Genomic DNA, 14,462 nt, shown 5'->3' on the forward strand with positions numbered 1-14,462 from the left:
TTTAACGTATTTTACTACACACTATTCTTCTGAAACGCTTTATACCAGCGCTCTGGCACTATATTGTTACAGGCGTCGATATAATCTTGATGCATGCAAGGTAATAACGTATGTCTTTTTAATTTATTATTTACTTCGGTTAAAAAAGGTATTTCTATCCACCATCTTCCTGTTTTTTTACTCTTATAGAAGACTAATTCTTGATCCTCTACTAAGGTAATAAACTTTTGGTAGTTCTCATCATTTTTAAAGTCATCATCTTTAACTCGATAATTAACCCCTTCTATAAAATACCAAATCATTTGAGAGATTAACATTGAAGAAATTTCATCATCCTTAGAGGGTTTGTATTCCCATATACCTATTGAGCTTACTTTATTGCTTATTCCTGCATATCTTGAAATGGCACAAATCTCTTTTCCGTCTAAACCATTCGGAGATACCTTTTGATTTAAACTTACTTCAGATGATTTGACAGCGCCTAAATCTATACTAACAATATTTGCATCTCGCATCACTGGCTCTACTATTTCAATCTTATTTGAAACTTCTCCTAATCGATACGCTTCAAAGTAAAGCTTTTCCATAAGGTCAATTTCTTCTTGAGAATTAAAATAAGTTTGATATCCAATTGTAGCATAGTTAAACAAATTATAAGGTTGATCTAAAATAATCTTACCTATAAAACTTGTATTCTTAATTGGTTTTGCTGAATCACCTAAATCAAATTTAGAATCAACATTAACAATATTTACCATAGGAGTTAAATTATCATAAGCGCGATAATTTGCATAGGTTAAATCTTGGCTTCCACCTATAATAATAGGAATGATTCCTTTTTGGATTAAAATTGAAATTGTTGTTTTTAAAGCAAAGTATGTGTCCTCAACTGTTTCTCCTGCATTAATATCTCCTAAATCGGCAATGGTTGTAGTCCAACTTCCAGGAAACAATTGATAGAATGATTTTCTTATTTCATTTAAATTGAAATCTTCTCCTATGTAATTGACATCATTTCTATTTTCAATAACGCCTAGAATAGCAAGATGAATACCTTCCATATCAGGAATACCATTTTGCTGAGAATGTATCTTCAATCTTCTTCCCAACGCTTGTTGTGGTAATAACTCGTTATGTGCTAAAACTACATCTGAAACGGGAGAGAGAAAATTAAAATTCATTTGTTATTTCTTTTTTGTAGTTGCTTTTTTCTTGGTCGCTTTCTTTTTTGGTGCATTCTTTTCGATAATGCCTTGCACTTCTTCTAAAGTAAAATTCGAGACATCTACGGTTTTAGGCAATTCTATTTTAGTTTTACCTTTAATTATATTATGTCTTCCCCATCGTGCTTTTTCTACTCGAATCCCTTCTGCTTCCCAATGGTGCACTAATTTATCTTTTTCTTTTTGAATTTTGTCTTCAATTAGTGTTATGATATCGTTATCACTTAAATTGTCCCAATCGTATTTTTTGTTAACATTAATAAACATGTTATTCCATTTAATAAATGGTCCAAAACGCCCTTTTCCTTTTTGTACTGGTAAATCCTGATACATATATATAGGTGCATCTGCTTTTTGTTTTTCTTTTATTAAAACGATGGCATCATCCAACTCAACACTTAGAGGATCCACCCCTTTTGGTAAAGACACGTAAGTCTTTCCGAATTTTACATAAGGGCCAAAACGCCCATTATTAACTTGTACTTCTTCACCTTCATAAACGCCTAAATCTTTTGGAAGCTGAAACAAATCCATTGCTTCTTCAAAAGTAATCGTATTGAGTTGCTGATCTGGAGATAAGCTTGCAAAGCTTGGTTTTTCTTCATCATCTACAGTACCTATTTGCACCATTGGTCCAAATTTCCCCAAACGCACACTCACTTGTTTTCCTGTTTTTGGATCTTTACCTAGAATACGTTCTCCTGATTCTCTATCAGCATTTTCTTGAACATCTTCTACTTTAGGATGAAAGGTTTTATAAAAAGACTTCATCATTTTTTTCCAATCCTTCTTACCTTCAGCAATATCATCAAATTGATTTTCTACTTTAGCCGTAAAATTATAGTCAAGAATACTTTCAAAATGATTGACTAAAAAGTCAGTAACAATCATACCAATATCTGTTGGCACTAACTTTCCTTTATCTGAGCCTACTTTTTCTGAAAGCACAATATCTTTTAAGTTTCCATCTTTCAAGGTTAGTTGTGTATAGTCTCGCTCTACACCATCAACAGTCCCTTTTTCTACGTAGTTTCTATTTTGTATGGTAGAAATAGTTGGTGCATAAGTAGATGGTCTTCCAATACCTAATTCTTCTAATTTTTTCACCAATGATGCTTCTGTATATCTTGCAGGAGGTCTTGTGTAACGTTCTGTTGCTGTTATATAATTATTTAAAAGTGTCTCGTTTACTTTCATTGCAGGCAACATGCCATCTTGCTCTACTTCTTCATCATCTGTTCCTTCTAAATATACTTTTAAAAATCCATCAAATTTAATCACCTCTCCATTAGCCGTAAAGATTTCATCATGGGTTGAAGACTCTATCCTTACATTGGTACGCTCTAATTGTGCTTCGCTCATTTGCGATGCTATTGCACGTTTCCAGATTAAATCGTATAATCGTGCTTGATCTCTATCTATATCTACAGAATGAGTTGCAAAATCTGTTGGTCGAATAGCTTCGTGTGCTTCTTGTGCGCCTTTAGATTTTCCTTTATAGTTTCTAGGTTTGCAGTATTTTTCTCCAAAGGCACTTTCTATTTCAGCTTTTGCGCCATTTCTAGCTTCATCAGATAGATTCACACTATCTGTTCTCATATAGGTTATTAAACCTGCTTCATAAAGACGCTGTGCCATATTCATGGTTTTTCCAACCGAAAAATATAACTTTCTAGAAGCTTCTTGCTGTAATGTTGATGTTGTAAATGGCGCTGCAGGTGATTTTTTTGCAGGTTTTTTTTGTAAATCTGAAACTTTAAAATTAGCTGAAGCATTAAGCTCTAAAAAGTCGTATGCTTCTTTTTTAGTTGAAAAATTCTTTGGAAGTTTCGCCTTAAACGATTGCCCTTCTTCATTAGAAAATTCAGCATCTATTCTGTAAGACGCTTCAGGTTTAAATTCTAAAATGTCGCGTTCCTTTTCTACTATTAATCGTACAGAAACCGATTGTACACGACCAGCAGATAAACCGCCTTTTACTTTTCGCCATAAAACAGGCGACAATTCATAACCAACAATACGGTCTAACACACGACGTGCTTGTTGCGCATCCACTAGGTGATAGTCAATACTTCTAGGGTTTTCAATAGCTTTTTGAATTGCTGCTTTGGTAATTTCATGAAAAACAATTCGTTTTGTTTTGTCTTTATCCAGCTTTAATGTTTCTGCTAAATGCCATGCAATAGCTTCTCCTTCTCGATCCTCATCACTTGCTAGCCATATCATTTCTGCTTTCTTCGCTAAATCTTTCAGCTTTTTTACAACTGCTTTTTTATCTTTAGATACTTCGTATTTAGGATTAAAATCACCTTCAACATCAACACCTAATTCCTTAGATGGTAAATCTGCAATATGCCCAAAACTGGACTCTACTTTAAAATCTTTTCCTAGAAATTTTTCTATAGTTTTTGCTTTTGCTGGTGACTCAACGATTACTAAATTCTTAGCCATATTTCTTTTTTTTCGAAGTGCAAAGGTATAGGAAAAAAAATTTACGTTCCTAATTTATTCTTTTTTGAAACGCATTTTATTAATAAAATAAAATAAAAAAAGCTTGATTTCTCAAGCTTTAATAGGTCATAAATATTACCATTACAGGTTTTCAATTTGTTTTAGCTCGTCGTCTTTATCAAATCCTACAGACTCCTTATATATATAATAAACTGGAATGTATGCAAATGATGCAGTTACAAATACACCTACAAAACACATTATCATGCCAACAATTTGAGCTAAAAAGCTAGCAATAATAATTAAGCCAAATGTGATTAACCATTTTTTATTTCCTAAAGCAAAACCAGATTTAATAATATCTGAAACTGATTGCTCAGGATTAAAGGCAAAAATAAGATTCATTAAAGTTACAGGAACCATGACATAAAAAACTGGAATGACACACAACAAGGCGGCCAGCAATGTAATACCAAAAGTGGCAAGAGACAACTTAACTAACTTGCTCAAATATGGCCTTTTTAAATAATAAAAATAATCTTCAGAACCAGCTTCATCAAGGTCTTTCATTTTACAAATCCTATAAAACCCTGCACGCATTCCTAATCCAATAACCATAGCAACTACTGAAAAAACAAGCGCAAATAAAACAAATGGTATCGTCAAAAGTGGGCTTGGATCATTTCCTGCTTCAAACATAGAAGGATCAATCAAACCAGCAGCAATTAATGGCAAATACATAATAATATAAAACGGAATCATTAAGACCATAGTAAGTAATAGAATCACAAGTCCTTGCACCCAAACTTTTTTAAATAGCTCAATGCTTTTGTTAAAAATATCGCCAAAATCTAAGTCTTTAGCATTTTGTACTCTTCTTTCAAATTCTTGAAGTTTCATAATATATAGAATTGGTTAGCATCTCAAATATAAGCTTTTCATAAAGAACTTTAATAAAATTTACATACTGTCACTTTGTCATATTACACAAAATAATCGTATCTTTGCATGCTTATTGACAGAGAATTGTTTCAATATAATTATGGAAAAGATAATAGACGAAAATAAACAAGGCGAAAGCTTAATTATAGAATCCAAAAAAGAAAACACGCGCAAACTTTTTATAGAAAGTTATGGCTGTGCAATGAATTTTAGTGATAGTGAAATTGTGGCTTCTATTTTATCTAACGAAGGATTTAATACGACTCAAAAACTTGAAGATGCCGATTTAGTTTTAGTCAACACCTGCTCTATTCGCGATAAAGCAGAGCAAACCGTTAGAAAGCGTTTAGAGAAATATAATGCGGTAAAAAAAAACAATCCCAAAATGAAAGTTGGTGTTTTGGGTTGTATGGCCGAACGTTTAAAAAGTAAGTTTCTAGATGAAGAGAAAATTGTAGATCTTGTTGTTGGACCAGATGCTTATAAAGATTTACCAAACCTTATTGCTGAAGTTGAAGATGGTAGAGATGCAATTAATGTTATATTATCTAAGGAAGAAACTTATGGCGATATTTCTCCTGTTCGTTTAAACAGCAATGGTGTTACTGCTTTTGTCTCTATTACTAGAGGCTGCGATAATATGTGTACATTCTGTGTGGTTCCATTTACAAGAGGACGAGAACGTAGTCGTGATCCGCAAAGTATTATTGAAGAGGTTAACGACCTATGGCAAAAAGGTTATAAAGAAATTACTTTGTTGGGACAGAATGTAGATAGCTATTTATGGTATGGAGGAGGCTTAAAAAAAGATTTTACAAAAGCCACAGAAATGCAAAAAGCCACAGCAGTAAATTTTGCTAAGCTTTTAGAATTATGCGCACAAGCTCAACCAAAAATGCGTATTCGCTTTTCAACGTCTAATCCTCAAGATATGACTTTAGACGTCGTTGAAACTATGGCCAAATACGAAAACATTTGTAATTATATACACTTGCCTGTTCAAAGCGGAAGCAATCGCATATTAAAAGAAATGAATCGCCAGCATACTCGTGAAGAGTACATGGAATTGATTGACAACATTAAACGCATTCTTCCTGAATGTACCATATCACAAGACATGATTACTGGATTTCCAACCGAAACGGAAGCCGATCATCAAGATACTTTAAGTTTGATGCGATACGTAAAATATGCTTTTGGATATATGTTTGCTTACTCGGAAAGACCAGGCACTATGGCTGAACGCAAAATGGAAGACGACATTCCTTTAGCGGTTAAAAAAAGACGCTTACAAGAAGTCATCGATTTACAATTAGAGCATAGTTTCGAAAAAACACAATCCTTTATTGGTCAAACTGTAGAAGTATTAATCGAAAAAGAAGCTCGAAAAGGTGACCAAGATTGGTCAGGACGAAATAGCCAAAATCTACTTACTGTATTTCCTAAAGCACATTATAAAGTAGGCGATTTTGTAAATGTAAAAATTACAAGAGCTACTAAAACCACCTTAATTGGTGAGCCTGTAGGGTATTCAAAAAATAATTAACTTAGTAAGGCAATAATCAAAAACTTAAAATCATGAAAAAAGTTCTTTTATTACTTCTGTTTCCTTTTTTTATATTGTCTTGTACAAATGACTCCTCTATTACTAATGAACATGAGGATATCGAAAATGAAGACATTGATGATGATGACATTGATGATGATGATATGTTAACTTTAAGGCACATTACTAGTGTTCAGAGTTTTTCGCATCTCGATTACACCAGACAAACAAAAAAATGGTATAGAGCTTCTGGGCAACCAGCTTTATTTGAACGTTTTCTTGATAACTCATCAACTGATGTTTATAATACAGATAAGTTATTCTACAACTCAAACGGTACTTTAGATAGTACATATTCCCCTGGTCTTGAATATTTATATTCTAAATACGAATATGAAGATAATAGAATAAACATCATAAATTACGATTCAGGGTCTGGTATAGGAGTAAGTTCATATTACGTAGAGTATAACGCAAATACAATAACCGTAAGAGCAGGCAATATCACTTCCGGAAGTTTAATAACATATACTTTTTCCGATGAAAATTATGACTTATTAATACGTGAAGAAAGACTTAACAGCCCACTTACTAATATTTATCCTCACTTAATTATTGAGTACGAATACGATTCAAATTCGAACCGCACATCTAAAATCTATAAATTACTTAATCATACTAGTTTAGAACACTATGTTTATTATACAGAGACATTCACTTATGACGATAAACTTAATCCATATAAAAATATAAGTACAACTGACCCAGTAATACTTCATAATTTTATTGGTATGACTTCAGAAATTCAATTTGATGATAAAATTTCGCCAAACAATATAATATCGTCGACATTAACTAATTCAGGAGGCTCAAATATAAGTACTTACGAATATGAATATAACGAATTAAATTACCCAACTTCTTTAATAAAAACAGAGGTAAGGTATAATAATGATGGGGAAGAAGAAATGACTATAACAACAACAGAAACATTCACTTATTTTTAATGGAATCAGTTCAAGCGACAAAACAACGTTTTGGAATTATTGGTAACGATGCCACACTAAATCGTGCTATTGAAAAAGCCATTCAAGTGGCTCCAACAGATATTTCGGTTTTAGTGACTGGAGAATCTGGTGTTGGTAAAGAGAGTATTCCAAAAATTATACATTCACTTTCACATAGAAAACACGGCAAATATATTGCTGTTAACTGTGGCGCCATTCCAGAAGGCACCATCGATAGTGAACTTTTTGGTCATGAAAAAGGCGCATTTACTGGAGCAACGCAAACACGCTCTGGCTATTTCGAAGTTGCAGATGGTGGCACCATTTTTTTAGATGAAGTTGGCGAACTTCCTTTAACCACACAAGTACGTTTATTACGTGTTTTAGAAAATGGCGAATTTATTAAAGTAGGCTCAAGTAAAGTACAAAAAACTAACGTTCGTATTGTAGCTGCTACAAACGTGAACATGTTTGAAGCCATAAAAAAAGAAAAATTTCGTGAAGATTTATACTACAGATTAAGTACTATAGATATTCATTTGCCAGCACTTCGCGAACGTAAAGATGATATTCATTTACTGTTTCGAAAATTTGCAAGCGACTTTGCGCTTAAATATAAAATGCCAACAGTTAAGTTAACCGATGATGCAGTAGATTTACTCTTAAAATTCAGATGGTCTGGTAATATTAGACAGTTACGTAATGTTGCCGAACAAGTTTCGGTATTAGAACAAAATCGTACGATAAACGCTTCAGTACTTCAAAACTATTTACCAAGCGGAAGCACTAATTTACCTGCCATTATTAATACAGCTAAAGCCGAAAGTGATTTTAGCAATGAACGTGAAATCTTATACAAGGTGTTATTCGACATGAAAAGCGATTTAAACGACCTTAAAAAACTCACAATGGAGCTCATGAAAAATGGCAATGCTTCAGAAGTTCAAAAAGACAATGAAGGCTTAATTCAAAAAATTTATGGCAATGAAGAAGATGCAAATTACGAAGAGACTAAAGACGATATAGAAGTCCTCTCTATTTCTGAACGTTCAAACGCTTCTGAAGCTATTGCAGATAATTCAGATAAGTACCATTTTGCAGAAGAAATTGAAGAAGAAGAGACTTTATCTTTACACGATAAAGAATTAGAACTTATTAAAAAATCGTTAGAACGTCACCAAGGCAAACGTAAACTAGCAGCCGCAGAACTTGGCATTAGCGAACGAACTTTATACCGAAAAATAAAACAATTCGATTTATAGCATATATTTTCTTACCTTTAGAAAGCTATTAATCTTTGTTTTATGAAAAATTTACTTTCTCTTTTTGCAGGTGCGTTCATCATTTTTGCTTGTAGCAGTGATGACAATACAAATGTTCAACCCACAGAAAATCCTAGTTTAAAAGTGGTAACGTCTGTTACTATTACCGAAGATATTAACAACCTGTTAGGTGTCAATGATCTTTTAACTTATAACATTTCAGTTAAAAATATTGGCAATGTTGCGCTTTCAGGAATCAATATAAACACGAACCTTTCCGATTTGTTAGGCACTTCGTTATCCTTAAGTTCTGGACCAAACTTTATGAGTTCTGATTCTGGAAGTGCTGAAGGTGATTTACAAGTTGATGAAACCGCTTCCTATTCTGCAACATATATTATTACTCAAAGCGAGGTTGATGCTAGAGGTCTATTTTTCAGCGCAACAGCTAACGGCATTAGTCCTGAAGGTGAAAACGTAAGTGACCTTAGTGATGATGGCGACGATACTGACGGCAATACTTCAAACGACCCAACAGAAACCATTATTGAATTTGATCCTTTAATTATTTCTGAATTTCACATGGTGAACAATGAAGATGTTCCTCAATTAAAATTTTACTTTGATACAGAAGGCCAATTATACAAGATTTATCAATTTGACTATAGGATTACTCCTAATGAAGTTCGACTTTATAATCTTGAATTTGACTCAGAACAAAAATTAACAAACATTACTAAAACAACTAGTGACGATATCATTATAGAATCCATCGATATAACTTACGACTCAGAAAATAGAGTTACACGTATTGGAGATAAGGATTTTGAATTTGTAGAAGATGATACTAGTTATTATTTTCTAACTGAATCTTTTTCAGAAGACACATATATTCTTGGTGATTATGAATACGTAGAAGGGTATTTCGAACAATATATGGTTTCTCCTTCTAATACAATTAACACAAAATGTTACCGATTTTATGGATCAGAATACAATACAGTTACAGACGAATTAGATGAATATAGCTATTGTAGTGACTTCATAAGTAACGATTATATTAGTAACATAAACAATGAATGCACAGACGCAGATTGTGCTACTTTTTCACATGACTCAAATATAAATTCTTTATATTCAAATTCGACGAATTTAATTGAAGTTTATGGTTTTTTAAGAGATCTTTTAGGCGGAGTAAGTAATTACGATCCGTTTTTCATTCTGTTTTCTCAAAATAATCTAACACTGATAGATTTTTCAGATCCTAGTAGTATTGTTTATGAATATGAGTTTAATGACAACAACTTACCTGTGTCTTCTACTCTACAATGGCTGGATGAATTAGGACCTGGAGCGATAAACCCAAATAGTTACTACTACTACCAAGGTGATGAAATTCCAGAATAAATATTATTTTTGAAAACTTTAAGACATTCTTCTATTTAATCTCATAAATTTGAACTTATTTTAGTGATTTAATAGAATGTCTCTTTATGAAAGCCGTAGAAATTTTTAGATTAAAAAAATCGTTCAGTCCTAACAGCTCTGAAAAACTAAGACAAGAAGCCGAAGATTTTATTAACGACAAACACTACCAAGGCTACAGACTTATAAGCACATCGTTTACTATTGAAGGCGCTCAAGTTTTTGCGTTTATAACCATGAAAAGACCAAACACATATTAATGAAATATTTTAATTACATCCTGCTTTTAGTCATCTCTACAACATTTTTTACTTGTGGTCCTTACTCTTTTACAGGTGCAGAAACTGGAGACGCTAAAACGTTTCAAGTGAATTATTTTCAAAATAACGCAATACTTATCGAGCCTGGTTTAGATCGAGATTTTACCTTAGCTTTACAAGACTTAATCACGAATCAAACTAATTTAAGTCTAGTGAATTCTAATGGCGATTTGGTTTATGAAGGCGAAATTACAGAATACAGAATATCGCCAACCACAGCAACAGCAAATAATACTGCAGCACAAAACCGTTTAACTATTCGTGTGAATGTGCGCTTTTACAATAAGAAAAAAGAGGAAGACGATTTTGAGCAAAGCTTTAGTTTTTATTACGACTATGCTGGAAGTCAACAATTAGTCGGCTCGCAAAAAGACACTGCTATTGCAGAAATTTTTGAACGTCTTACTCAGGATATTTTTAATGCTTCATTAGCAAAGTGGTAGGAGCACTCATAAAGCGATAACTTTTACCCTTAAAATTAAAAACAAAGAATTAAATTTGGCTTAGCCAATGAATACAACAGATTTTACATACTTGCTTCAGCATCCTCAAGAAGTTACAGCATCACAAACCGAAGCTTTAAAATCGGTTATTGACAGCTTTCCGTATTGCCAATCTGCTCGAGCTATTTATTTAAAAGGCTTAAAAAACAAAGAAAGTTTCAATTATAACCAAGCTCTAAAAACAACAGCTAGTTATACTACAGATCGCAGTATTTTATTCGATTATATTACATCTCAAGAATTTCTACAAAATGAAATCTCTCATCACATCAAACAAAACAACGAACACTTAAAAAATATTGATATTGATGTAGAAGACATTTCTATTCATAAAAGTGTAACCATTGATGATGCATTAAAACAACAAATAAAAGACACGACAGGTGTTTTAGACCCTGAATTATTCCAGCCAAAAGTCGAACGTTCTAAAATTGCAAATTTCAATTTAGACACCTCGCAAACCATAGAAGAATCAAAAGAAAGTAACCAAGACCAAACACTTACTCCTAATGAAATTTTAAATCTTGGTAAACCCCTTCAATTCGATTTAAACGAAAGACATTCATTCAACGAATGGCTAAATTTAACACGCTTCTCTCCTATTAATCGCGAAACAGAGAAAGATCAAAAAAACACTGAAAAACCAAAATCAAAGCGCGATAAAAAGTTTGAACTTATTGATAAATTCATCACAAAAAACCCTAAACTCAAACCTAGCAAATCCGCAAGCCCCAACACAAATATTGCTGAAGCGCAAATGATACAGCCAGAAGCACTCATGACAGAAACACTGGCACGAATTTATCTGGAACAAAAAAACTACAAAAAAGCCATACAATCTTATAAAATATTAAGTTTGAAATATCCAGAAAAAAGTGGTTTCTTTGCAGACCAAATTAAAGCAGTAAAACAATTACAAGAACAAAACAATAAAGAATAATGAGTACGTTTACTATATTTTTAGCATTAATCGTAGTTGTAGCATTCTTACTAATCGTAGTAATTATGGTACAAAACCCTAAAGGAGGCGGATTATCATCATCGTTCGGTGGTGGAGGTACACAACAATTAGGTGGTGTTCAAAAAACAACCGACTTTTTAGATAAAAGTACATGGACCCTTGCAACTATTATGGTTGTCTTAATTTTAGTGTCTAACGTCACTATTAATAGAGGAACTGGAACTGTAGATTCTAAAGCATTAGATACTGAGGCTATTACTCAACCTGTAATTCCAACAGCTCCTGCTCAAACAGACAACACTACAGCTACAGATTCTGTAGGTAAATAATCTGTAATAAATACAATTTTAAATGCCAGCCTTCGAGTTGGCATTTTTTGTTTTTGGGCGCTACCAAGCTACAAACCTGTTTATAGCTTGGTCGTGCTTTCACTAGTCGCTTCCAAACAAAATAGTTTGGCGAGCTCCAAAAAAAGCTCAATCACTAACGCAAACTGAAAGTTTGTCAGTCAAAATGTATTGGCACATTTTTAGCTTAATGCTTTAGCATTAAAACAATTCTAATTATTAATTAAAACACATACAATGAGTAAAATAAACATTAAACCGCTTGCAGATCGTGTTCTAGTAGAACCGCTTCCAGCGGAAACACAAACCGCTTCGGGATTATTCATTCCAGATTCAGCTCAAGAAAAACAACACAAAGGCACTATTATGGCAGTTGGTAATGGTAAAAAAGACGAACCACTTACTGTAAAAGTAGGAGACACAGTGCTTTATGGTAAATATTCTGGAAATGAAATAAAATTAGATGGTAAAGATTATCTCATGATGCGAGAGGAAGATATTATGGCAATCATTTAGACTGTCATTCCGCACTCGATGCGGAATCTAAAAAAACAGATAATTAATTTCAATTAATAAGATTTCCGCTTTCGCGGGAACAATAAAATTAAAATTTCAAAAATGGCAAAAGATATAAAATTTGATATAGAAGCACGTGACGGTTTAAAGCGTGGTGTTGATGCATTAGCAGATGCAGTAAAAGTTACTTTAGGACCTAAAGGACGTAATGTAATTATAAGTAGAAGTTTTGGCGCTCCTCAAGTCACTAAAGATGGAGTCACTGTTGCAAAAGAAGTAGAATTAGAAGATGCCCTAGAAAATATGGGCGCGCAAATGGTAAAAGAAGTTGCTAGTAAAACCAACGATTTAGCTGGTGATGGTACAACTACTGCAACCGTTTTAGCTCAAGCTATTGTAAAAGAAGGCCTAAAAAATGTCGCAGCTGGTGCAAATCCTATGGATTTAAAACGTGGTATTGATAAGGCGGTTTCAGCGATTGTTGAAGACCTTGAAAAACAAGCTAAAAAAGTAGGTAACTCTTCAGATAAAATTAAGCAAGTCGCTTCAATTTCTGCGAATAACGACGATGTTATAGGAGATTTAATCGCTAATGCTTTTGGAAAAGTAGGTAAAGAAGGTGTAATTACTGTAGAAGAAGCTAAAGGTACAGACACCTATGTGGATGTTGTAGAAGGCATGCAGTTTGATAGAGGCTACCTTTCGCCTTACTTTGTAACAGATAGTGAGAAAATGATTGTCGATTTAGAGAATCCTTATATCTTATTGTTTGATAAAAAAGTATCAACAATGAAAGATTTACTACCAGTTTTAGAACCAGTAGCACAATCTGGAAAACCTTTATTAATTGTTGCTGAAGATGTAGATGGTGAAGCCTTAGCGACTTTAGTAGTAAACAAGTTACGTGGTTCTTTAAAAATAGCTGCTGTAAAAGCGCCAGGTTTTGGAGACAGACGTAAAGCAATGCTTGAGGATATTGCAATTTTAACTGGAGGAACAGTCGTATCTGAAGAGCGTGGATTTACCTTAGAAAATACCACTTTAGATATGCTTGGTACTGCTGAACGTATTACCATTGACAAAGACAATACAACTGTTGTAAATGGTTCTGGCGACAAAAACATGATAAAAAATCGTGTCAACCAAATCAAATCTCAGATAGAAACCACAACAAGTGATTATGATAAAGAAAAGCTTCAAGAACGTTTAGCAAAATTAGCTGGAGGTGTTGCCGTACTTTATGTTGGTGCTGCTAGCGAAGTTGAAATGAAAGAAAAGAAAGATCGTGTTGATGATGCCTTACATGCTACTCGTGCAGCTGTAGAAGAAGGTATCGTTGCTGGTGGTGGAGTTGCTTTAGTTCGTGCTAAAAAAGTGCTTGAAAAAATTACAACAGAAAACCTAGATGAAGTTACTGGTATTCAAATTGTAGCTCGTGCTATTGAAGCACCTTTACGTACGATTGTAGAAAATGCAGGTGGAGAAGGCAGTGTAGTTGTTGCTAAAGTTAAAGAAGGTAAAAAAGATTTTGGTTATGATGCAAAAACTGAATCTTATGTTGACATGCTTAAAGCTGGTATTATCGATCCTAAAAAAGTAACACGTATTGCTTTAGAAAATGCTGCTTCAGTTGCAGGTATGATTCTAACAACGGAGTGTGCTTTAATTGATATTAAAGAAGATGCTCCTGCTGGTGGTATGCCTCCAGGAATGGGTGGCGGTATGCCAGGAATGATGTAAACATAACAATTTCAAGAATAAAGTAAAGCCTTTGATTTCTATCAAAGGCTTTCTTATACTTATTCACTTTAAACGATAAAACCACCTTTTTTAAGGGTGGTTTTTGTTTTTCATAATTGGGGTTTATACTTGATAAACCAAACACAAACTACTTCTTCTTAGTAGAAGCCTGTGGAGTCTTTTTTACCGCTTGTTTTGGTAAAACCGACTTACTTTTCG

13 protein-coding genes are annotated in these 14,462 nt (G+C 33.4%); 10 read left to right on the top strand and 3 right to left on the bottom strand.

Features of this window, described 5'->3' with window-relative positions; all coding sequences use genetic code 11:
• Positions 1–14 precede the first annotated feature (14 nt).
• From ACFS5M_RS00075 to ACFS5M_RS00085, 3 genes are all read right to left on the bottom strand, one after another.
• A complete protein-coding gene (locus ACFS5M_RS00075) occupies positions 15–1,181 on the bottom strand; it encodes a formimidoylglutamase (protein WP_183484018.1) in 1,167 nt (388 codons plus the stop codon).
• A gap of 3 nt (positions 1,182–1,184) precedes the next feature.
• Entirely contained in the window at positions 1,185–3,674 is a 2,490-nt protein-coding gene (gene topA / locus ACFS5M_RS00080) for a type I DNA topoisomerase (protein WP_183484021.1), read from the bottom strand.
• A 141-nt stretch (positions 3,675–3,815) separates the two neighbouring features.
• On the bottom strand, positions 3,816–4,574 hold the full coding sequence (locus ACFS5M_RS00085; RefSeq protein WP_183484024.1) for a hypothetical protein: 759 nt from the start codon (positions 4,572–4,574) through the stop codon (positions 3,816–3,818).
• Positions 4,575–4,716: 142 nt separating this feature from the next.
• Here ACFS5M_RS00085 and miaB point away from each other — a divergent pair, with 142 nt between their 5' ends.
• The 10 genes from miaB to groL all read left to right on the top strand — a co-directional run bounded on the left by miaB (position 4,717) and on the right by groL (position 14,243).
• On the top strand, positions 4,717–6,162 hold the full coding sequence (miaB, locus tag ACFS5M_RS00090; protein ID WP_183484026.1) for a tRNA (N6-isopentenyl adenosine(37)-C2)-methylthiotransferase MiaB: 1,446 nt from the start codon (positions 4,717–4,719) through the stop codon (positions 6,160–6,162).
• 32 nt (positions 6,163–6,194) lie between these two features.
• Positions 6,195–7,169, top strand: coding sequence for a hypothetical protein (locus tag ACFS5M_RS00095; RefSeq protein WP_183484031.1), 975 nt, complete (start codon positions 6,195–6,197; stop codon positions 7,167–7,169).
• Entirely contained in the window at positions 7,169–8,431 is a 1,263-nt protein-coding gene (locus tag ACFS5M_RS00100) for a sigma-54 interaction domain-containing protein (RefSeq protein ID WP_183484037.1), read from the top strand. The genes ACFS5M_RS00095 and ACFS5M_RS00100 overlap by 1 nt, the downstream gene beginning before the upstream one ends.
• Positions 8,432–8,473: 42 nt before the next feature.
• Positions 8,474–9,838 (top strand): DUF7507 domain-containing protein, encoded by a 1,365-nt coding sequence (locus ACFS5M_RS00105; RefSeq protein ID WP_183484040.1) that lies wholly within the window; start codon positions 8,474–8,476, stop codon positions 9,836–9,838.
• 86 nt (positions 9,839–9,924) lie between these two features.
• Entirely contained in the window at positions 9,925–10,116 is a 192-nt protein-coding gene (locus ACFS5M_RS00110) for a hypothetical protein (protein WP_183484043.1), read from the top strand.
• A complete protein-coding gene (locus ACFS5M_RS00115; RefSeq protein WP_183484046.1) occupies positions 10,116–10,619 on the top strand; it encodes an LptE family protein in 504 nt (167 codons plus the stop codon). Before ACFS5M_RS00110 ends, ACFS5M_RS00115 begins: the two co-directional genes overlap by 1 nt.
• A gap of 67 nt (positions 10,620–10,686) precedes the next feature.
• Entirely contained in the window at positions 10,687–11,619 is a 933-nt protein-coding gene (locus tag ACFS5M_RS00120) for a hypothetical protein (RefSeq protein ID WP_183484049.1), read from the top strand.
• Positions 11,619–11,969: a preprotein translocase subunit SecG gene (gene secG, locus ACFS5M_RS00125; protein WP_183484052.1), complete on the top strand. Its 351-nt coding sequence runs from the start codon at positions 11,619–11,621 to the stop codon at positions 11,967–11,969. The genes ACFS5M_RS00120 and secG overlap by 1 nt, the downstream gene beginning before the upstream one ends.
• Before the next feature lie 255 nt (positions 11,970–12,224).
• A complete protein-coding gene (locus ACFS5M_RS00130; RefSeq protein ID WP_183484054.1) occupies positions 12,225–12,503 on the top strand; it encodes a co-chaperone GroES in 279 nt (92 codons plus the stop codon).
• A gap of 102 nt (positions 12,504–12,605) precedes the next feature.
• On the top strand, positions 12,606–14,243 hold the full coding sequence (groL, locus tag ACFS5M_RS00135) for a chaperonin GroEL (RefSeq protein ID WP_183484056.1): 1,638 nt from the start codon (positions 12,606–12,608) through the stop codon (positions 14,241–14,243).
• Positions 14,244–14,462 lie beyond the last annotated feature (219 nt).

Origin of the sequence: Lacinutrix iliipiscaria, from assembly GCF_042686125.1 — a bacterium.
GTDB lineage: Bacteria > Bacteroidota > Bacteroidia > Flavobacteriales > Flavobacteriaceae > Oceanihabitans > Oceanihabitans iliipiscarium.